This window comes from Bacillus sp. DU-106, assembly GCF_004799705.1.
GTDB classification, from domain to species: domain Bacteria; phylum Bacillota; class Bacilli; order Bacillales; family Bacillaceae_G; genus Bacillus_A; species Bacillus_A cereus.
On the sequence record NZ_CP026607.1, the window covers coordinates 176096 to 197625 of the forward strand.

Below are 21530 nucleotides of genomic sequence, written 5' to 3' on the forward strand. Positions count from 1 at the left end.
GTGTCATTTGAAAAAAGGAAAGATAGCGGCGGTCATTGTTGCATATACGGTTTTGCTTGCAACGTCTGTACATACGTATAAAAAACAAATTGATCATCCTATTATGAGTGATGTAGGTAAATTGCTTCCGACAAAAATAAAACGTGTTGAAAGTGCTACGGAAGAGCGCTCGTTAATAAAATTAGTGCGAGATGCAAAAGTTTCAGGAGAGAAAATTTCCATTGCAGGCATGCAACATAGCCAAGGAGGACAGACATATTATCCAAATGGCACGATGCTCGATATGAAAGGATATAATAAAATACTAGAATTTGATCCAGAGAAGAAGCAGATTACAGTTCAAAGTGGTGTCACGTGGAATGATATTCAGAAGAAAATAAATCCATATGGCCTTGCGGTACAGGTCATGCAGTCTCAAAATATTTTTACTGTTGGTGGTTCATTAAGTGTAAATGTACACGGGCGTGATATTCGTCATGAGGCACTAATTGATACAGTAGATTCATTTAGATTGTTAATGGCAGATGGCACGGTACGTAATGTAAGTAGAGAAGAAAATGCAGAGTTATTTCCATATGTCATTGGGGGTTACGGTTTATTTGGAGTTATTTTAGATGTGACGCTGAAGTTAACAGATGATGAATTATATGAAATGCACACGAGAATGATAGATTATAAAGAATACGTATCTTATTTCAAAGAGAAAGTGAAAAGAGATGAAAATGTTCGTATGCACTTAGCGCGTATTTCTGTTGCTCCAAATTCATTTTTAAAAGAGATGTATGTGACAGATTATACTTTGGCACAAAATCAAAATATGAGAGAAGAGTACAGTGAATTAAAGGAAGAAAATATTATAGCGGTACCGAAATTTTTACTTGGATTATCACGTTATAGTGATTGGGGAAAGGATACATTTTGGGATATACAAAGAGGTTATTTTGAACGTACAGATGGAAAGTATGAGACGCGTAATAATGTTATGAGATCAGATAGTGCTTTTATGGAATATGAAAATCCAAATAGGACCGAAGTGTTACAAGAATACTTTGTGCCTATAGATGCTTTCACGGAGTATATAGATGATTTACGTAACGTATTAAATGAAGAAGAGTTTAATTTACTCAACATTACGATTCGTTACGTGGAAAAGAATGAAAATGCAGTTTTGTCCTATGCGAAAGATGATATGTTTGCGCTGGTTCTTTTAATTAACCAGGGACGCTCAGAGAGTGAGATAAAGAAAACAGAGGATGTCATTCGGAAGATGATTGATGTTACTTTAAAGCATAACGGTAGTTACTATTTGCCGTACTATTCTTATCCAACGAAAGAGCAGTTAAAGAGGGCATATCCTCGTATTGAAGAATTTCTCAAGAAAAAGAAGGAAGTAGATTCAGAAGAGAGATTTGTGAATTTATTTTATAGGGAGTATACGAAATGACATATAGAAGATTTGTGGCTTCGCAAAGTATCATCATGATGGCAGGAAGTATGGTATTTCCTTTTTATATATTATTGCTTCGAAACGTTGGAAATAGCTTCTCGCAATTTGGCTGGGCGTATGGCTTATTTGCTTTAACATCAGCACTTGTATATCCACTAGTGGGAAAGATATCTGATCAAGTAGGTGATAAAAAATTATTAATCATATACGCTTGGTCCATGGCAATCTTAATGCTTTGCTTTCCGATTGCCACGGAAGTATGGCATGTATATATTCTTCAAATTGTAATGGGCATTTTAGGTGCTGTGCAGCGTAATACTGAGAAGACTTCGTTAGCACGAAAGGTTGCGCAGGAAAAGGCTGGTTATGAGATTGGAAAATACCATGTGTGGACATCCATTGGCGGAGCAGTAGCGGTTATTGCCACGGGATATTTAGTAGATTTCTTTACGATTGGTACAATTTTTTATATTGCATCTATTCTATATGTAGTGAGCGGGATTGTATTAAGTAGTAAAAAAATATAACTATTCCTATTTTCACCTTAATACCCTTTATTTGTTATACTAAAAGGGAATACAAAAGAAAAGGGGACAGTGCCTTTGATGAAATTTGTAGTTTTAGCTATTCTTACTTTGTTTTTGATTCCATGGACAAGAAGTAGTAGTAAGCTTCGAGCAGTGGATAAGAAGGGAGATAAGAAGGTTGTAAAGGGTAAGAAATCATCTATTTTAGTTATTCCTGTTTTATTTTGGATAGGTATTGCAATCTATGAATACTTTTGGCTAATTGATGATCGGGTAGACTCGATTCTTACTCATTATTCTGTTGCAGTAGCAATTTTAATTGGGCTTGTTTTATTTTCACAAGATCAAATAGGGAAATTAGAAGGCACATTAAAAGGACTTCTAATGTTTATTTTACTCGCAAGTTACGGCTACTTTGGTTATTTGCATGATATAGTAATCTCGCAAAAGAAATATGATTCTGTTGTTAAGGTAGAGAAAGATATTTCAGAGCCATTTACTGAAAATGACCAGCCGTTTACAGTGCCGCCAAAGACAGCGGAGAATAAGATGAAAAAAGTATTTGGTGATATTCCAAAAGTAGCTTATTTTGAGCTAGGAGAATTAACGCCACAAATGGTAAACGGCGAGGCTTTATATGTAGCGCCGATTGAAGTTTCAGGATTTTTTAAAGCGCGTAAAGCTGAGACAATTCCAGGGTACGTAACGATGTCAGGTACGAATCCTGATGCGGAAGCGAAACTGCACCTCGGTTATAAAATGAAATATGTGCCAAGCATGTTTTTTGGTAATAATTTAGAGCGTGTGGTAAGGCAAGCAGAACCAAATTTAATCTTTAAAGGAAAACCTAAATTTGAGGTTGATGATAAAGGAAAACCATATTATACAATGACGTATGGTGAATTTATTTCAGGAAGATCTGGATTTGAGGTAGAAGGTGTTGTCGTAGTAGATGCACAAACAGGTGAAGTGAAAAGATATGATAAAGGAAAGGCACCTAAATTTGTTGATGGTGTATTAAATCATGAGACTGCATCTACGTTAAATACGTACTTTGGTAAATATATTCACGGATTTTGGAATACGAAATTCTCACAAACAGATATGAAAATTCCGACTGAGTGGGGAACGAAAGAAGGCGTGACCCCGATCTTTGGTAAAGATGGAACACTGTATTATTTTACAGACTTTACTTCTCCAAAAGAAGGAGTAGATTCAGCCCTAGGCTATTCATTAGTAGATGCACGCACAGGCAAGCTATATTACTATAATGGAAAAGAAGTAAAGGGGATTATGGATGGTTCAGCAGCTACAGAAGTAGTAGATAATTCCTTTAAGAGAGAGAAATGGCATGGGACAATGCCTGTCATTTATAACGTATACGGTAAACCAGCTTGGATTATTCCGGTTGTCGATGACGGAGGCCTAGTACGTGCACATACAGTTGTATATGCTGCTAATGCAAAAATATTTGCGACAGGTTCTTCGCAGAAAGAAGCGCTTGAGAATTATAAAAACGTAATGAGCGGTAATGGTGATACATTTAGACCAACCTCAACAGGAAAAGAAGCGCAAAAAGAAGGTATTGTACAACGTGTATATAAAGAAAAATCAGGTGAAAATACAATCGTGTACGTACTTTTAGAGAATGAACAAAAGGTATTTATGATACCGGTGAAGAAATTCCCATATGCTATGTTTACAGAAGTAGGAGACCCAATTCAAATTACATATTTAGATACGGGAGAGATGATGTCCTCAGTATCTAAATTTACGAATAGCAATGTGAAAAAGTAAAGCGATAGAATTTCTATCGCTTTTTTTACATTATGAAAGAGGAAAATGCGCTGTACTTGACGTATGTTTATGATGTAACTATAATTGTTACGATTCAGTTTGTATAGGAAAGGGTGAATTGAAAAAGTGAATGAAGTTAATCACGAAATATATAAACCTGTAAAGGCAAACAGGTTATGGATGATTCTTGTATTAGGAACACTTACGGCGATTGGACCATTATCTATTGATATGTATTTGCCTTCATTACCGAAGTTAACGGATGATTTGCAAACAGGTGCATCCCTCGCGCAGCTTACATTAACAGCTTGTTTGCTTGGGCTGTCAGTAGGACAATTATTTGTTGGCTCAATTAGTGATATTTACGGAAGACGCAAACCTCTTATTATTGCTCTTATTATTTATGTTGCTTCTTCTTTACTTTGTGCTGTTGCGCCATCTATTTGGACATTAGTGTTATTGCGCTTCCTACAAGGAGCTTCAGGATCAGCCGGGATTGTTATATCACGTGCGATGGTACGTGATATGTATTCAGGTTCTGAAATGACGAAGTTTTTCTCACTGCTTATGTTAGTAAACGGAGCAGCACCTATTTTGGCACCGATTATTGGGGGGCAATTATTACAGTTTACAACGTGGCGCGGTGTTTTCATCGTTCTTGGAGCAATAAGTGTATTCATGTTAATCTCAGCTACTTTTGTATTGCGTGAAACATTACCTCCTGAAGAAAGAGAAACGGGTGGTTTGTCAGGGACTTTGGCGACGTACGGAAAATTGTTAAAGGACCGTCTATTTATGGGATATGCATTGTCACAAGGATTAGTAACAGCGGCAATGTTTGCATACATTTCGGGCTCACCATTTGTGTTGCAGAACATATACGGAGCATCACCACAGCAATTTAGTTTATTCTTTGCGATTAACGGCATCGGTATTATTATTGCTAGTCAGGTAACGGGTCGTTTAGCGGGGAAAGTGAATGAGAAGACATTATTTGTTGCTGGTATTATTATCGCAGCTGTTGGTGGCCTATCTTTACTACTGACAATCGTACTAGGAATAGGTTTAATCGGTGTTTTATGTTCGTTATTCCTTGTCGTATCAAGTGTCGGGGTTGTATCAACAACTGGGTTTTCATTAGCGATGAGAAATCAGAAACAAGCTGCAGGAACAGCATCAGCTTTATTAGGCTTATTACAGTTCATTTCAGGAGCTCTTGTTGCGCCGCTAGTAGGTATCGGTGGAAGTAATACAGCATTACCGATGGGGGTTGTTATTGCGCTTTGTGAAGTAGGAGCAGTGTTATGTTATCTATTTATGGCCAGAAGAAGTGAGAAGCAGTTTGAACTGCAGCAAAAACAAAATTTAGAGGCTTAACAAAAAAGAACTGATTCAAAGGGAATGTTTGAATCAGTTCTTTTTTTCATTTCTTTGAAATACCTCATACATATTATTCATGATCGTATCATATAAAACAGCAAGTTTATCCCACACCCAGCGATTACTATCGACTTCTTTTTCCCCACAGTCGATAATATCGGTATGGTCAGTAATTTTATACGCTTTTTTAACGATAATAGGAGCAATCTTCGGTATACGTGGGATTTCCTTTAAGGTATCTGCAAAGTTTCCAATGTAGACATGACCGATGATTTCGATTGTTAATGATTTATCCGATATATTGAGCACGGTATGAAATTGATTTGTATGTTGTTGTTTTAAATATTGAGCTAACTTAAATGGAGCATGCTTCTTCTTTAATACGCGGCGAAGGCTCTCTGTATTTTCGATATGAAGTGATTTTTCGCGAATAAGGACACGAATATCTTCTCCCATAAAAGGTATTGTGTTGTACATAGATGATTCTCCTTAAAACCTTACATATGTTTGCGTTATGCATATGTAAGTCTAGCATGGTTTGTTCTTTATGTGTGCTTACAGTTTTGTAAGGTGAGTAGTAAAGCAGTGCAAAAGTTATTTGTATAAAGTGACGATACTGTGACAAACATGTTGGTATACATGTTACGATGTCGTCTTAAGTGTAAAAAGTAGGATGTTCTCGGTATAATAACAAGTGGAGATAAAAGAAACTATAATGAGTAGTAGCTGTAGATAAAAGGAGAAGAAGAGATGAAGAAGGTTTTGGGTATTGCTGTAATGGGAAGTATGATCCTTCTAGCAGGATGTAATGGAAATAAGGATACGAAAGAACCGAAAGAAAAGGTAGAGCAATCTACAGAACAAACAGAAGAAATGAAAGAATACCTTGCAGTACATGAAAAATACGATTTGAAAATGAATAAAGAAATTAATAATGCACTGCAGTTATTTGAAGTGGCAAAAGAAAAGGGCGGTAAGGAAATAACGACTGCTACATATAAAGAAGATGTGCAAAAGGTAACAACGAGCATGTTAGAAGATATTGATCATATACGAAAAGAAATTCGTGTTCCGAAGTCGAAAGAGCAAGAACATGAGGTATATGTCGGTTTCTTGAATGAATCGGAACAAGCAATGAAAAAATTACAGAAGTTAGCTAAAGAAGAAGATTCATCGTTGATTCGTGATATAGAAATTAATTTTGCAACAGCATCGACATACTATAAACGTTTTCAAGCAGAAACGAAAAAATAACCTTGCCTATGCAAGGTTATTTTTTCTTCTTGCCATCTCCATCTTCATCCTCGGATACTAATATCTTCTGTTCTTCGTGAAATTCGGAAATAGTTTGCCCGGTAATATTATCGAAAGGGGTATAAAAAGAAGTGATACTTTTCTTTTTGATGAAGAGTTTGTAGAAGCCGATGATGACAAGTATAACGATTGTTAAGGGTAATCCTATAGTAGCTAGAAGTAAGGGGTCCATCTTATAACTCCTTTCATATCTTTTTTTATTATAAGCGAAATACGATATAGATAAATAAAAGTATTGAAAACTGATTTTTCTAAATATATCCAATTTGATTGACTTTTCATTTTTTCAGAATTATAATTCGAAATATACAATTTGAACCAAATAATAATATAGCAATTTACTTATCCAGAGAGGTAGAGGGACTGGCCCTATGACACCTCAGCAGCGGGTTCTGTAATAGGAACACCGTGCTAATTCCAGCAAGCAAGTCTTGAAAGATAAGTGATGGGCCTTTGTTTATTAAGCCTTGATCTTATTTTTTAAGATCAAGGCTTTTTGTATTCTAAAAAGAGAAAAGGGAGTAATGGAAAGAGTACGTTTATAAAACTAAGTAAATATATGTGTTTAGGGGGTTATTAGGGTGTATGTAATTAAAAAATTATCAGTTATGGTGTTCACGCTATGGGTTATTACGACGGTGACATTTCTAATTATGCATATTATTCCGGGGGATCCATTTTCATCAGATGCAAAAGTCTTTCCTGAAGAAGTGATCCAAAACATGAGAGCGAAGTATCACCTTGATGAACCGTTATGGAATCAATATGTTGCTTATTTAGACGGCGTAGTTCATTTTGATTTTGGTGAATCTGTTCAATCAACCGGGCAAGGTGTATCAGAAATTATAACAACTGGTTTTGGTCCATCAGCAATTATTGGTTTACAAGCACTTATTATTTCATTGCTAGTCGGAATTGCTGCAGGTACATTTGCTGCTCTCTATCATGGGAAGGTAATTGATTACGGTGTAAGTTTACTTGCCATCCTCGGTATTTCTATTCCGAGCTTTATTTTAGCACCACTATTTATACAAGTATTCGCTATTCAATTCGAGCTCTTACCAGTAGCTTCTTGGGGTACATTTGAACATACGGTATTGCCATCCTTTGCATTAGCGTTAGGACCAATCGCAGTGATTACAAGATTTGTTCGCTCTAATATGATCGAAGTACTGCAGAGTGATTATATTAAGTTAGCGAGAGCGAAAGGTATACCGATTAAGAAGATTATTATAAGACATGCTCTTCGAAATGCAATTGTTCCGGTACTTACATTTGTTGGACCATTAATGGCGGGACTTTTAACAGGTACTTTCGTTATTGAAAAGATTTTTTCAATTCCTGGTCTCGGAAAATATTTTGTAGATAGTATTTTTAATCGAGATTATCCAGTGATTATGGGAACAACCATTTTTTATAGTGCACTTTTAATTGTATGTATTTTTATTACAGATATTATTCATCGTATTGTTGATCCACGTATTCGTTCTATTACGTAAGGAGGGGGATGTTTAGATGGGAGCTTATGAAATTAATGACCAGTTATTAACAAATGAAGAGAAGAAAGAATTAACGATAAATAAAGATCAGCAAAAGATTAGCCGAAAGAAAGAAGTGTTTCGTAAGTTTGTATCGAATCCAATCGCAGTTTTAGGATCAGTGACATTATTACTCATTATTGTTTTCTCACTTGTTGGTGAAAGTTTAACGCCATTTACTGCGAGTGAACAAGTAAAAGAGGCAACAAACTTACCACCTAGTAGTGAGCATTGGTTCGGAACAGATGATTTGGGAAGAGATACATGGGCACGTACTTGGGCTGGCGGGAAAATTTCATTAACAGTTGGATTAGTGGCAGCTGCTCTTGATATAGGACTTGGTGTGCTAATCGGAGGATTTAGTGGATATGTGAGAGGGCGCAATCCCCTTGGGACATTAATTGATGAGTGGATTATACGAGGAATCGAAGTGTTATACGGTATCCCGTATTTATTAATTGTTATTTTACTATTAATTGTTATGAAACCAGGTCTTTTTACCATTATTATCGCCCTTGCATTAACAGGATGGATTGGTATGGCACGTCTCGTTAGGGCGCAAGTCTTATCTTTAAAACAAAGAGAGTTTGTTATTGCAGCGGAGCGATTAGGTACATCCCATATGAAAATTATATACGGGCATTTAATTCCGAACTTAACGGGCATTATTATCGTAAATTTATCATTTACAATTCCCGCAGCTATTTTCTCAGAATCATTTTTAAGCTTTATCGGACTAGGAGTGCAATCACCGGCAGCAAGCTGGGGGACGATGACGAATGATGCACTTGGGACATTATTGAGTGGAGAATGGTGGCAGCTATTCTTCCCAGCAATCATGATTGCGCTCATTATGTTCGCATTTAATGCGATTGGTGATGGTTTACAAGATGCAATTGATCCAAAAATCGTAAAACGGAATCGAAAGGAGAAAAAACATGGGACAGCTCTTATCTTTAGAAAACGTAACGTTAGCCGTTGAAAAAGAGAATAGTAACCAAGCAATTGTGAAGCATGTTTCCTTTTCTATTAGCGAAGGTGAAATAGTTGCACTTGTAGGAGAAAGTGGTTCAGGGAAAAGTGTTACAGCACAATCTATTATCGGCTTAAATCAAGAATCAATTCATATTGATGATGGAAATATATCTTTTGAATCAAAGGAATTAACGAATCTACAAGAATCAGAATGGAATCAAATTCGAGGGAAAGATATTTCGTTTATCTTTCAAGACCCACTTTCATCTTTAAATCCGACGATGAAGGTGGGAAGGCAAATTACAGAGGTGATTTTGCAACACGAAAAGAAATCGAAAAAAGAAGCAAAAGAAATTACGATTAACTTATTAAATGATTTAGGGATACATGAAGCAGAGAAACGCTTTGAACAGTACCCACATCAATTAAGCGGAGGCATGAGGCAACGTATTTGTTTAGCAATCGCATTTGCCTGCCACCCCAAACTCGTTATTGCGGATGAACCTACGACAGCATTAGATGTAACAATTCAAAAGCAAATTATGGAGTTATTAAAGGAAAGAAAGGAAAAGCAAAATACGAGTATTTTACTAATTACGCACGATTTAGCACTTGTACGTGAAGTAGCGGATCGAGTAGTTGTGATGTATGGAGGACGTGTTGTTGAAAAAGGAACGATAGAGGAAGTGATAGGTTCCCCTAAACATCCATACACAAAAAGCTTATTACAAGCAATTCCGAATATGGATGATTCTGAAAAAGTATTACGTGCAATAGAAGGGACGACACCTTCCATTGAGACGTTAAATAGCTTTGGTTGTCCTTTTGTAAATCGTTGTCCAGTAGCGATAAAAGAATGTATTCATCGTTTCCCAGAGAGAACAACATATTCCAAGGAGCATAGTTCACATTGCTGGCAACATGTTCTGGAGCATAATAAAGCGAAATCAAAAGAGAAGGTGAATGCCTCATGACGACAGATTTAATTACTGTAAAGCAAGTAACGAAAACGTATGGAAGTAAAAATAAAGAAATCGCAGCGTTAAAAGATATATCACTTTCTATCCCGAAAGGAACAACGCTTGGCATTATTGGAGAAAGTGGTTCAGGAAAAACAACACTTGGTAAGCTCATAGCTGGGATTGAGAGCCCAACGTCTGGTGAAATTGATTATAACGGTCAAGTCGTTCACAAGTTGAAGGCAACTCATAAACGCGATTTCTTACAGAAAGTACAGTTTATTTTTCAAGATTCCACAGCAGCATTAAATCCGCGCTGGAAAGTACGCGATAGCGTAACGGAAGGCTATATTTCATTTGGTTTAGGTGATAAAGGATTGAAAGATAAAGTAGCAGGTGATGCGCTAGAGCGTGTTGGGTTAGATAGACGATATATTGATCGCTATCCGCACGAATTTAGCGGAGGACAACGTCAACGAATTGCTATTGCAAGAGCGTTATTGTGTGAGCCGGAAGTATTAATTCTTGATGAACCAATTTCGGCATTAGATGTTTCGCTTCAAATCCAAATTGTGCACTTGCTGCAAAAAATTCAAAAGGAACAAGGTTATACATATTTATTTATCGCGCACGATTTACCGATGGTTCACTATTTATGTGAAAAAGTAGCTGTCTTATACAAAGGAGAACTTGTTGAATTTGGAAATACGGACGAAGTATTCCGTAATCCACAACATTCTTATACAAAAACACTATTGGCATCAACACCAAAAATTTCAGGTTAAAGGAGAATGTAGGATGAAGAAGTTTTTACTGTTTGTCATTATGACTGTTTTAGCAATTACTTCTGTCGCTTGCGGTAAGAAAGAGACGCAAAAGGCGAGTGCTGGTAAGGGAGAAGGAGATCGATTAGTAACGAATATTGGTAGCGATCCATATACACTTGATTCCGCTATTGCGACAGATAGTACTTCAGGTTATGTAATTGGACATTTATTCTCAAGCTTATATACGCAAGATAGTGATGGAAAATATCAAAATGAATTAGCAGAGAAAGAAGAAGTAAATGCTGATGGAACTGAGTATACAATTCATTTAAAGAAAGATATTAAATGGTCAGATGGTTCTCCTATTACAGCAAATGATTTTGAATTTGCATGGAAGCGATTATTAAATCCGAAAACGGGTTCTATGAATGCGACAGAAATGTATTTTATTAAAGGGGCAGAGGCATACAATACTGGAAAAGGTGAAGAAGGACAAGTTGGTATTCAAGTTGTTGATCCTCAAACATTAAAGGTAACACTTGAGCACCCAGTGTCTTCCATTAAACAAAAATTAGCAAGCTCATTATTCATTCCATTATCAAAAAAATCAATTGATGATAATAATAAATTAAAAACAGATCCAAAAGAGTTAATTACGAACGGACCATTCACATTAAAAGAATGGAAGCATAATCAGGCTATTACGGTACAAAAAAATAAAGAATACTATGATAAAAAGGTAACATTAAAAGAAATTGAGTTTCGTATTATTCCAGATTCTAAAACAGCGTACCAATTATACAAATCAAAAGAATTAGATTTACTAAGTAGTTTACCGCAAGAAATGATTGAGAAAGAAAAAGGAAATAAAGAATATAAACGTGTTGCAGGATTTTCATCTTATATTTATTCGTTTAACGTAGAAAAAGAGCCGTTCACAAATGCGAAAGTACGTAAAGCATTCTCATTAGCAGTTGATCGTAAGTTTATTGTTGAAAAACTGTATAAAAACAATGCACAAGAAGCAAATGCATTCGTTCCAGAAGGAGCAAAAACACAAAGTGGGCGTGATTTCCGTAAAGAAAAAGGTGGTTACGTTAAATTTGATCCAGCAGAAGCGAAAAAATTATTAGAAGAAGGTATGAAAGAACAAGGCTGGTCTACATTACCTGAAGTAACATTAAAATTCACTACAGATACACAACATAAAAAAGTAGCAGAAGCGATGCAAGAAATGTTTAAGAAAAATCTTGGCGTAGATATTAAATTAGAAAATAAAGAGTGGAAGAGTTACATCGACACATATAAGCAAAGTGATTTCCAATTAGCTTATATGGGATGGGGCGGTTCTCTATTAGACCCAATTACTAAATTAGATTTATATGCAGGTGATGGTCCAAACAATTATGCAAAATGGCATAATAAAGAATTTGATGCTTTAGTGAAGGAAGCAGAAGTAGAACAAAATGAAGATAAGCGTTTTGATTTATTGCATAAAGCGGAAGATATTATGTTTACAGATTCACCATTAATTCCAATTATATTCCCGTCGGATTCCTATTTACAAAAACAAACGGTATCTGGACTTCAATATTATGTTGGATCTAAACCAGATTTAAGATATGCAAAAATAAAGAAGTAGGCAACCGCCTACTTCTTTATTTTATTTCTCTTTTATATTCTTTTTTCGTTCCATCAGAGAAGACAACTTCTAAATCGAATTTTTGATAGTCTTTATCAAGTTTGAACACGTTCACTACTTGATCGATTACTTCTTGATCAGGAGTATCTTTATCAAATTTTAATTCTTGTAGAAGTGGGCTTAATTTTGTGATAGCCTCGTCTCCTGTTAATTTTACATCTGCTTTATGATCTTCAATTTTTGCTTCCATTTTCTTGTCAGCTGCTACATTTTTATAGTCTGCTTCGTAGTCTTTCTTTGTATCTTGGTAGTCTGCCTTTAAATCGAATTCATTGAAGTTTAGTTTTAAATCTGCAGGAGCCTCATTTTTTGCTTCTTCAGTCGTCTTTTTATTAGAAGTTGTGTCTTCTTTGGCAGGAGCTTTACATCCTGTTAATGCAGGTACTAGCATAAGAGCTAATAAAACTGATAGTAGAATTCTCATTATAAATTCCTCCTTATGTAAATTCGTTCTATACAAGTTTTTCCCAAAAACATGTAATTATGTATGTGTTGAAAATAAATTATTATCCTGCAGTCACAAGGACTAATCCGCAATTTAAATCAAAAACGATTTGTATGTATATGGTAAATTGAAGTTGTGAGGGAGGGGCTAAAATGCATGAAGAATATAAAGAGATAATAAAAAAATCAATTGAATATATAGAGAATCACTTACATGAGGAGCTTACAACAGAAAGAGTGGCATCCCACAGTGCAGTATCGATGTACCATTTTCATCGCATCTTTCAAAGATATGTTGGGATGAGTGTAACAGATTATATTCGAAAGAGAAGGTTAACTCATGCTGCGCAAGTTTTAGTGTCAACGGAGAGAGCTGTTATTGATATTGCAGTGCAATACGGTTTTTCCTCACAAGAGGCATTTACGAGAGCTTTTAAAAGAATGTTTCAATTGCCACCAAAGAAATATCGAAAGTACTTTCAGTCATTTTATATAGAAAGAGAGGGTGTTTCAATGCAAAAAGGTATACCGAAAGGATGGATCTTAAGTGGAAGTCATCCTGCTGAATATGAGATGGGTTTAGATTATGAAGTTGTCCATCAAGGAAAAGTATCTGCATACATAAAAGCAAAAGAGAATGTTACGCATGGAGGATTTTCAACATTAATGCAAATGTTCCGAGCGGATAAATATGTAGGGAAGAGATTACGTTTTACAGCATTTATTAAGAGTGAAAATGTAAGAGATTGGGCAGGATTGTGGATGCGAGTAGATGGAAAAGATACAGAACCGCTCGCTATGGATAATATGCAAAATCGCCCCATTAAAAATACGAATAACTGGCAATCGTACTCGGTTGTATTAGATATAAAAGAAGAAGCACTTGGTATTGCATTTGGTGTTTTATTATCAGGAGAAGGTTGTGTGTGGCTAGATAGTATTCGATTTGATGAAGTAGATGAAAAAATCCCTTCAACAGATTTGGCAGAGAACTTTTATGAAACACTTTTAGAAGATCCGGTGAATCTACAGTTTGAAGAAGTAGAAAAATAAAAACAAGGAGAAAAGATATGCTCAAATATGTAAAACTAATAAGTATTAGTTTAGTAATATCGTCTTGTATTATGGGAATTAATTATTTAGTTAGCTATCTTTGGTCAGGGCATATACCTTCTTTGACGTGGAGAACATATTTGATGTTTGTGTTTATATTTATGATGAGTTTTGGTTCAATGCAAAAAGAAGGAAAAGAGGATTATTGACAATAGTCTTTTTCGCCTTTCTTTCATTAACACAAATGGTTGTAACTGTGCCACATGAAATGCTTTCTAAAACATATCAAACAATTAGTGAATTATTTCCTGCAACATATGCAGCGAATGGCTATTATACAATAATATTTGGAGGAGTTAGTTTAGAGAGAAATATTATTTCATTATTAGTTATTGTATTGGTTACACAATCAGTAGCAGTGATGACTTTAGCTATAAAAGGAATGGTAAAGGGAAGAAGAAGCTCTGTAGTTAAAGAAGTATAAAATAAAAAGGTATCCTCGGTGGGATACCTTTTTATTAGCACTTATTATTTTGTAACTTCTGTCCACTTGTAGTTAAACTCACCACCGAAGTCAGTTGTTACAAGTCCTTTAATGAAAGAGCGTTGTAAGTAAGAACGGCCTTGTTGGTATAAAGGAGCGACAGCGCCGTCTTGTAATAGAATTTTTTCAGCTTGCTTCATTGCTTCAAAGCGTGCTTTTTCATCGCCAGCTAAATCTGTTTTCACTTTATGAATTAGCTCATCGTACTCTTTGTTAGAGTATTTATCGAAGTTATAAGCACTATCTGTTGTAAATAAATCTAAGAATGTAATTGGATCAGCGAAGTCAGGGCCCCAGCCGTCAATACCAATTTCATAGTCACCACTTAATAGTAGTTTTAGCTGTTGTTTACGTGGTTGTGGTTTTAAATTCACTGTTAATCCATCTAGGTTCTTTTCTAATTCACCTTTTAAATATTCACCAGTCTTTTTAGCTAAAGCATTGTCACTTGTTAATAGTTCGATTGTTACTTTGTCAGTACCAAGTTCTTGTTTTGCTTTTTTCCAGTTTTCTTTAGCTGTTTTCACATCATCCTTGACTAGATTTCCATTTTCTTTACGGAAGTCATTGCCTTCTGGGCTCTTTGCAAATTTCGCAGGAACCATTCCTTCAGCTGGAACAGCGCCGTTATTTAAGATTGTTTCTACGTAAGCTTTTTTATTCATTGCGCCGTTAATAGCAAGGCGTGCATGTTGATTTTTTAATGTTTCATTTTTCTGATTTAATCGTAAGAATTGAATACCGACTTCAGCGCGTTCTTTGAAGTTTGGATCGCTCTTATATTTATCAACAAACTCTGCAGTTAAAGCAACACGATCAATTTGTCCTGAATCATATAAGTTCACTTCTGTAGACTTATCTTTAACGACATTGAAGTTAATTTCTTCTAATTTTACAGTTTTAGCATCCCAATAGTTAGGATTTTTCTTCAATTGGAAGCTTTGTTCATGTTTCCAGTTATCTAATGTGAAAGCACCGTTATAAATTAAATGATTTGTTTCTAAACCATATTTATCGCCTTGAGACTTTAAGTACTCTTCATTAATTGGTAAGAATGTTGAGAATGTAGTTAAGCTTAAGAAGTAGGGAACAGGACGGTCTAGTTGTACTTCTAACGTTTTATCATCAACAGCTTTGACCCCTAGTTGATCAATTGGCAATTGTTTTTGGTTTATTTGTTTCGCATTCTTTATATCGAAGAATAAGAATGCGTATTCAGCTGCTGTATCAGGATTTACGGCACGTTGCCAAGCGAAGGCAAAGTCCTTTGCTGTAACAGGAGTACCGTTTGACCATTTTGAATCACGGAGATGGAATGTATATTTTGTTTTATCGGGACTAATGTCAACCGACTCAGCGACACCAGGAACCGGTTTATTATCTTCTCCCATTGCATATAGCCCTTCAAAAACATTACGCATTACGTTCATGGATTCCCCATCCGTTGCTTTTGCAACATCCATTGTTGGAATTTCTGAAGCGAATGATAAGTTAATTGCCTGTTTATCAGGTGCTTTATCGTTTGCTTTCGCTCCGCTTGCATTATCTTTATTTCCCCCGCAAGCAGTTAGTAATAGACTTGCCCCTAAAACAGATGCAACAACAGGTACAACTTTTTTCTTCATTGTTCGTTCCTCCCTAAATGTGTTGTTCGTAACGTCATAATGTCCGTGTCTTGAAGTAGCTATAGAAGGAGATAAAACCTATTATAAATATTTGTTTATAGGTAATCAGGTGTTCTATATGTATATACATGTCGAACTATAATCTATCGTTATATGTTTCAACGTAGTAGACATTATATTTTGATGGTGAAATATTTTGTTTCTTTGATTATTTAGAATATTAACACTGAAAAGAACTATATGTCAATAATAAAAATAGATTGTTAATTTCTCAGAATAATATATTAAAAAAGCAGATTCTCATGTGTGAGAGAACCTATTTTTAATATATTTTGCTAAAAAAACAATTGGTGTGGGCTAATAATAAGTGGGGATGAAGAAACCCCCACTTATTAAAGTTTCACTTTATTTTTCAATTTTTGCCCACTTGAAGTTTAATTGACCTGCAAAGTCTACTTGCACAATTCCTTTCACATAAGAACGTTCTAAATAAGATTCGCCTTTTTGGTAAAGAGGAGCGATAACAGAGTCTTTAAATAATATTTTCTCGGATGCTAGTAATGCTTCCCAGCGAGCTTTTTCATCACCAGCTAAAGTTGTTTTCACTTTTGCTATTGTTTCATCGAATTCCTTATTAGAGTAATGATCTAAGTTATAAGGGTTATTCGTTGTAAATAGCTCAAGGAATGTAATTGGATCCGCAAAGTCAGGGCTCCAGCCATCAATTCCGATTTCGTAGTCACCTTTTAATAAAAGCGAAACTTGTTGCTTACGCGGCTGAGGTTTTATATTTACTGTTAATCCATCTAGATTCTTTTCTAGTTGTCCTTTTAAGAATTCACCAGTTTTCTTATCAAGGTCAGCATCACTCGTTAATAATTCTAATGTTATCTTTTCAGAACCAAGCTCTTGTTTAGCTTTTTTCCATAACTCTTGTGCAGATTTTGTATCAACTTTTGTTAAATCGCCGTTTGCAGTACGGAAGTCTTTTCCTTCAGGTCCTTTTGCAAAGTTTTTTGGAACGAGACCAAATGTTGGTGTAGAGCCATCATTTAATAACGTATTTACAAAGGATTTTCTATCAATTGTTTGATCAATTGCTTGGCGTGCAGAAACGTTTTGAAGTATTTTGTTTTGTTGATTCATACGTAAAAATTGTACGCCTACGTTTGGACGTTCTTTAAAGTTAGCATCCTTTTTATATTTATCGACGAAGTCAGATGTTAGTTTTATACGATCTAATTGTTTTGACTCGAATAAATTTACTTCTGTTGATTTTTCTTTTACGACATTAAAATTGATTTCTTCTAGTTTGACAGTATCTTTATCCCAATAGGTAGGGTTCTTCTTAAATTTAAAGCTTTGTTCGTGCTTCCAATCGCTTAGTGTAAAAGCTCCATTGTACAAAATTGTATTATCTTCTAAAGCGTACTTATCACCTTGTACTTTAAAGAATTCCTCATTAATTGGTAGAAATGTTGGGAACGCTGTTAAGCTAATAAAATAAGGAACAGGACGCTCTAATTCTACCTCAAACGTATGGTCATCAACTGCTTTTACACCAAGTTGGTCGGCTGGAAGTTCTTTGTTGTTAATTTTTGTTGCGTTTTTAATATCAAAGAATAAAAATGCATATTCAGAGGCTGTTGCTGGATCTACGGCACGTTGCCAAGCGAACACAAAATCTTTAGCTGTAACAGGAGTGCCATTTGACCATTTTGAATCTCGCAAATGGAATGTGTATTTCGTTTTATCGCCACTTACTTCATGAGATTTTGCAACACCAGGAACAGGTTTGTTACCTTCACCAAGATTATACAAACCTTCAAATACGTTTCTCATTACTTGACCAGAATCAGTATCTGTAGCACGAGCCGTATCCATTGTTCGTATTTCAGTAGGTGAAGATAAGTTTAAAACCTGTTTACTAGGTGCCTCGTCTTTTGCATTTGCTCCGCTTGCTTCGTTTTTATAACTACCGCAACCAGTTAATAAAATACTTACTCCTACAACTGATGCAATACCGGGTACAAACTTCTTTTTCATTTGATTTTCCTCCTAAATAATTAAGTTTGGATGATGATGAGGGAAATGAAAAATAAAAAATCCCTCTTTTCATATTGAGAAAGAGGGATTTTTACGTACAAGTTATGCACCCGTATATAAACGAAGTCCCTCATTCTATCTTTCAAGCATAAAGCTTGCAGGAAGTGGCACAGTATTCAAAATGAACCTGTTGCCGAGGTTTCAAAGGGCCAGTCCCTCCACCTCTCTTGATACAATGAGTAAACGAATAAATTTTATTAATTTTTTTGTTTCTTTGATAATTCAAAATCTTACACCTTGAATAATGAAGTGTCAACTAAATGAAATATAGTTTAAATTTTCAGTTTTCTTAAATGAAAAAACCACTGCATATGGCAGTGGTTTTTCTACTAGAAGTTAAAGTTATCTGGATCTGGACCAACGCGACGATCTTCATTTAAAGCTTGAATTGCTTTCATATCATCAGCACTTAATTCAAAGTCGAAGATGTTTGCATTTTCAATAATGCGATGTTCTTTAATTGATTTAGGAATTGTTACAACTTCGTTTTGTAAATCCCAACGTAAAATAATTTGCGCAGTTGATTTATTATATTTTGTCGCAATTTCTTGTAACGTTGGATTATCTAGTAGTTGTCCTTGCATTAATGGTGACCAAGCTTCAAGCTGGATATTATGTTCTTTACAGAATGCATGTAACTCTTCTTGTGCTAAACGTGGGTGGTATTCCACTTGGTTGACCATTGGCTTAATTTCAGCAATTTCAAATACGTCTTGTAAGTGGTGAATGTGGAAATTACTCACACCGATAGCGCGAACACGGCCATCTTTATAAAGTGTTTCTAATGCTTTCCATGATTCAGTATATTTCCCTTTTACAGGCCAATGTACTAAATATAAATCTAAATATTCTAGACCTAATTTCTCTAATGTAGTTTCAAATGCTTGAAGCGTTGTTTCATATCCTTGATCGCTATTCCATACTTTTGAGGTAATAAATAATTCTTCACGTGAAACACCGGATTCACGAATCGCTTGCCCAACGCCTTCTTCATTTTGATAGATTGCTGCAGTATCGATGCTGCGGTAGCCATTTTTAATTGCTGCTTTTACAGAATCAATTACTTCTGAACCATCTTCTACTTTAAAAACACCTAAACCAAACCAAGGCATTTTTACACCGTTATGTAATGTTGTATAGTCTTTTAAACTTGTTAAAATCATATTATTTCCCCCTAGCTTTTTTGTTTGTTGCTTCTACTGCTTTTTGAATTGCCTCTGAAAAATTATATTCGTATAAAGTTTTGAGACCCTCAGCTGTGGAACCACCTGGCGTTGTTACTTGTTCGCGAAGGTTAGCTGGATTTTGCGTTTGTTCAAGCATAGAAGCAGAGCCAGAAATCATTTGAATGACAAGATGTTTTGCGGTTTCTTCATCAACTCCATAACTTTTTGTTGCTTCAATTAAGCTTTCAGCAAAGTAATAAAGGAAGGCTGGTGCACTTCCAGTAACTGCAGTAAGCTGATGAACTTCTTCCTCAGTACAAAGTTGCGAAGTACCAATACCTTTTAAAAGTAGTTGCAGGGTTTCTTGATGTATCTCGTTTACTGATTGTCCCATTGTATATAAGGAGATAGACTTTCCAATTTCAGCAGCTGTATTAGGCATAATCCAAGCAACAGGCGTGCCTTTTGGGAGTCTAGCTTCTAAATAAGATGGTCCAATGCCAGCTGCTACTGTTACGACTAGTTGATTTGATATTAACGGAGATAGCTCAGCTAATAACTCTTCATGAGCCGAAGGTGGCATTGCTAAAACAACCGTATCAACAGATGTAACATGCTGTTTCCAATCTGTTGTAGTAGACACATTATATCGATGTTGTAACTGTTTTAGCTTTTCTATGTTGCTTCGGTTAGAGACGATAATTTCTTCGATGTACTCTTTGCTTGTTTTAAGTAATCCGGAAAATATAGCTTCTGCCATACGACCGGCACCAATAAATAAAATTCGATGTTTAGTTAGCATATCCTTTATTCCTTTCTAGTAGAGATATGTTATAAAAACGATATCATCTTTAAGAGAATTTTGTAAAAAGAAAAGACTTACCGTAGATGGAATGGATAATGAGAAGGAGGAAATTCATGCTAATATTAGCTATTATTAATCTCTTTATATGTGTAGCTGGTTTGCTAGAGTGGAAGAGCAATTATAAGGGGCAAGAACATACAAATAATTATATCTAGAAAATAATTAGAATTAAAAAACCCCTGAAGTACATATGCTTCAGGGGTTTACTAATAGAATATAAGATTATGCTTTTGTCATACCAAGTAATACAGCGCCGCCGATAATTAAAACACTACCTAGTGCAATAAAGATCAATTGACGTTTTGTTTTCTTTTCACCTAAGAATACAATCGCACCGAATGTTGAGATAACGATTCCAGTTTGAGATAATGGGAAGCTTGTTGCTACTCCAACACGTGGTAATGAAAGAAGTAAGAATAAGTTTCCAGTTCCCCATAGTAAACCAGACAAAGCATTACGGATTGCATATTTGTTAAATGGTTTATGTTTAGACGTCAGTACAACCGCACCAACAAACATACCAACTGCTTGTGGTAAAATAGCAGACCAACCATCGATATTATACCAACGAATAATAATTACATATACAAGATAGCCGAAAGTAGAAACAATTAAAGTAAGAAGTCCTTTTTTCAATTGTCCAGGTGGCTGAGCATTTTCTTTATCATCTAATGATGTGAATACAACACCAACTACGATTAATAGGATTGCAATCGTTCCCAGAATGATCGTTGTAGTAGTAGTCCACTCACGGAAAGCGATAACCCCAAAGATAGAAGTTGCAACAAGTTGCATACCAGTAGAAATCGTTACAGTAGTTGAAACACCTAGTTTTTCAACTGTTTTTAATTGGTTTACTTGTCCTAAAGCCCAGAATAAACCTGAAATAAAACCAACAATTAAGATTGTCATTGTTAAAGCTGGTTGAGTAAATACATACATAATTGTTGCGAAGAATAGAGCACCGATTGTCATACCTACCGTTTGGCTATATGCACCACCGCCCATTTTTACGCTTACTAATAAGATGTTTCCCCATGCAATTGCAGGAAGAAGCGCTAATAAAATGTCCATTACAAGACTCCCTTCGGTTTGCTATACCAATATAGTTACATATCGTTCTAACGATCGGTAATGCCCCACTAATAGAGTAGAAGATTACCGATCGCTAAAACAGGATGAAGAATTCACGATATAAATGCGTTTTCATTTCTTCATTTTTTGAAACACCTCCATATAATAACAGGAAATTGCCTATTTTAGAAAGTGAATTCAAATAAAATGTATATTTTAATAAGAGGTAAAATTCAGTTATTTCCCG

Annotated in this window: 21 protein-coding genes and 2 riboswitches; of the genes, 13 read left to right on the forward strand and 8 right to left on the reverse strand. The window is 35.4% G+C overall.

Going from position 1 to position 21530, the window contains the following annotated elements; translation table 11 throughout:
- Positions 1-7: 7 nt before the first annotated feature.
- From C3Y97_RS01035 to C3Y97_RS01050, 4 genes are all read left to right on the forward strand, one after another.
- Entirely contained in the window at positions 8-1444 is a 1437-nt protein-coding gene (locus C3Y97_RS01035) for an FAD-binding oxidoreductase (protein ID WP_000715435.1), read from the forward strand.
- Positions 1441-1974, forward strand: coding sequence for an MFS transporter (locus tag C3Y97_RS01040; RefSeq protein ID WP_000222361.1), 534 nt, complete (start codon positions 1441-1443; stop codon positions 1972-1974). Before C3Y97_RS01035 ends, C3Y97_RS01040 begins: the two co-directional genes overlap by 4 nt.
- A 78-nt stretch (positions 1975-2052) precedes the next feature.
- Positions 2053-3771 carry a DUF3981 domain-containing protein gene (locus tag C3Y97_RS01045; RefSeq protein WP_000674047.1) on the forward strand — a complete coding sequence of 573 codons (1719 nt, stop codon included), beginning with the start codon at positions 2053-2055 and terminating at the stop codon, positions 3769-3771.
- Positions 3772-3888: 117 nt separating this feature from the next.
- On the forward strand, positions 3889-5148 hold the full coding sequence (locus C3Y97_RS01050; protein WP_224200803.1) for a multidrug effflux MFS transporter: 1260 nt from the start codon (positions 3889-3891) through the stop codon (positions 5146-5148).
- Between the two features lie 33 nt (positions 5149-5181).
- Here C3Y97_RS01050 and C3Y97_RS01055 read toward each other — a convergent pair whose 3' ends face one another.
- Positions 5182-5628: a hypothetical protein gene (locus C3Y97_RS01055; protein WP_000282860.1), complete on the reverse strand. Its 447-nt coding sequence runs from the start codon at positions 5626-5628 to the stop codon at positions 5182-5184.
- A gap of 273 nt (positions 5629-5901) precedes the next feature.
- On the opposite strand from C3Y97_RS01055, the gene C3Y97_RS01060 reads away from it, so the two are divergent.
- The gene (locus tag C3Y97_RS01060; protein WP_000756525.1) at positions 5902-6405 is read left to right on the forward strand and encodes a hypothetical protein; all 504 of its coding nucleotides are present in this window, start codon (positions 5902-5904) and stop codon (positions 6403-6405) included.
- A 16-nt stretch (positions 6406-6421) separates the two neighbouring features.
- On the opposite strand, the gene C3Y97_RS01065 is transcribed toward C3Y97_RS01060, so the two are convergent.
- Positions 6422-6637 (reverse strand): DUF3951 domain-containing protein, encoded by a 216-nt coding sequence (locus C3Y97_RS01065; protein ID WP_000371388.1) that lies wholly within the window; start codon positions 6635-6637, stop codon positions 6422-6424.
- Positions 6638-6804: 167 nt separating this feature from the next.
- Positions 6805-6910, forward strand: a riboswitch (SAM riboswitch).
- 136 nt (positions 6911-7046) lie between these two features.
- On the opposite strand from C3Y97_RS01065, the gene C3Y97_RS01070 reads away from it, so the two are divergent.
- From C3Y97_RS01070 to C3Y97_RS01090, 5 genes are read left to right on the forward strand one after another with little or no spacing between them, the layout of a single operon-like run.
- On the forward strand, positions 7047-7964 hold the full coding sequence (locus C3Y97_RS01070; protein WP_000289336.1) for an ABC transporter permease: 918 nt from the start codon (positions 7047-7049) through the stop codon (positions 7962-7964).
- Positions 7965-7980: 16 nt separating this feature from the next.
- Positions 7981-8985, forward strand: coding sequence for an ABC transporter permease (locus C3Y97_RS01075; protein ID WP_136362967.1), 1005 nt, complete (start codon positions 7981-7983; stop codon positions 8983-8985).
- Positions 8942-9952, forward strand: coding sequence for an ABC transporter ATP-binding protein (locus tag C3Y97_RS01080; protein ID WP_121868638.1), 1011 nt, complete (start codon positions 8942-8944; stop codon positions 9950-9952). Before C3Y97_RS01075 ends, C3Y97_RS01080 begins: the two co-directional genes overlap by 44 nt.
- Entirely contained in the window at positions 9949-10722 is a 774-nt protein-coding gene (locus C3Y97_RS01085) for an ABC transporter ATP-binding protein (protein WP_000205673.1), read from the forward strand. Before C3Y97_RS01080 ends, C3Y97_RS01085 begins: the two co-directional genes overlap by 4 nt.
- Positions 10723-10735: 13 nt before the next feature.
- The gene (locus C3Y97_RS01090) at positions 10736-12346 is read left to right on the forward strand and encodes a peptide ABC transporter substrate-binding protein (protein ID WP_025690493.1); all 1611 of its coding nucleotides are present in this window, start codon (positions 10736-10738) and stop codon (positions 12344-12346) included.
- A 16-nt stretch (positions 12347-12362) separates the two neighbouring features.
- On the opposite strand, the gene C3Y97_RS01095 is transcribed toward C3Y97_RS01090, so the two are convergent.
- Positions 12363-12830 carry a YusW family protein gene (locus C3Y97_RS01095; RefSeq protein ID WP_001221552.1) on the reverse strand — a complete coding sequence of 156 codons (468 nt, stop codon included), beginning with the start codon at positions 12828-12830 and terminating at the stop codon, positions 12363-12365.
- Positions 12831-13003: 173 nt separating this feature from the next.
- Here C3Y97_RS01095 and C3Y97_RS01100 point away from each other — a divergent pair, with 173 nt between their 5' ends.
- From C3Y97_RS01100 to C3Y97_RS01110, 3 genes are read left to right on the forward strand one after another with little or no spacing between them, the layout of a single operon-like run.
- Positions 13004-13903 (forward strand): helix-turn-helix transcriptional regulator, encoded by a 900-nt coding sequence (locus C3Y97_RS01100; protein ID WP_000544202.1) that lies wholly within the window; start codon positions 13004-13006, stop codon positions 13901-13903.
- A gap of 17 nt (positions 13904-13920) precedes the next feature.
- Positions 13921-14112 (forward strand): hypothetical protein, encoded by a 192-nt coding sequence (locus C3Y97_RS01105; RefSeq protein WP_000922547.1) that lies wholly within the window; start codon positions 13921-13923, stop codon positions 14110-14112.
- Positions 14109-14387, forward strand: a complete 279-nt coding sequence (locus C3Y97_RS01110) for a hypothetical protein (protein WP_000156944.1) — start codon at positions 14109-14111, stop codon at positions 14385-14387. The genes C3Y97_RS01105 and C3Y97_RS01110 overlap by 4 nt, the downstream gene beginning before the upstream one ends.
- A gap of 44 nt (positions 14388-14431) precedes the next feature.
- Here the strand turns inward: C3Y97_RS01110 and C3Y97_RS01115 are convergent, their stop codons facing one another.
- The 5 genes from C3Y97_RS01115 to C3Y97_RS01135 form a co-directional block, all read right to left on the reverse strand.
- The gene (locus C3Y97_RS01115; protein ID WP_000731086.1) at positions 14432-16072 is read right to left on the reverse strand and encodes a peptide ABC transporter substrate-binding protein; all 1641 of its coding nucleotides are present in this window, start codon (positions 16070-16072) and stop codon (positions 14432-14434) included.
- A gap of 405 nt (positions 16073-16477) precedes the next feature.
- On the reverse strand, positions 16478-18118 hold the full coding sequence (locus C3Y97_RS01120; RefSeq protein ID WP_000726480.1) for a peptide ABC transporter substrate-binding protein: 1641 nt from the start codon (positions 18116-18118) through the stop codon (positions 16478-16480).
- Positions 18119-18250: 132 nt separating this feature from the next.
- A riboswitch (SAM riboswitch) is annotated at positions 18251-18355 on the reverse strand.
- Positions 18356-18507: 152 nt separating this feature from the next.
- On the reverse strand, positions 18508-19341 hold the full coding sequence (locus C3Y97_RS01125) for an aldo/keto reductase (protein ID WP_000604203.1): 834 nt from the start codon (positions 19339-19341) through the stop codon (positions 18508-18510).
- Position 19342: 1 nt separating this feature from the next.
- Entirely contained in the window at positions 19343-20146 is an 804-nt protein-coding gene (gene proC, locus C3Y97_RS01130; RefSeq protein ID WP_000956253.1) for a pyrroline-5-carboxylate reductase, read from the reverse strand.
- 285 nt (positions 20147-20431) lie between these two features.
- Complete coding sequence (locus C3Y97_RS01135; RefSeq protein ID WP_000353544.1) at positions 20432-21283, reverse strand: GRP family sugar transporter; 852 nt, start codon at positions 21281-21283, stop codon at positions 20432-20434.
- Positions 21284-21530: the final 247 nt, after the last annotated feature.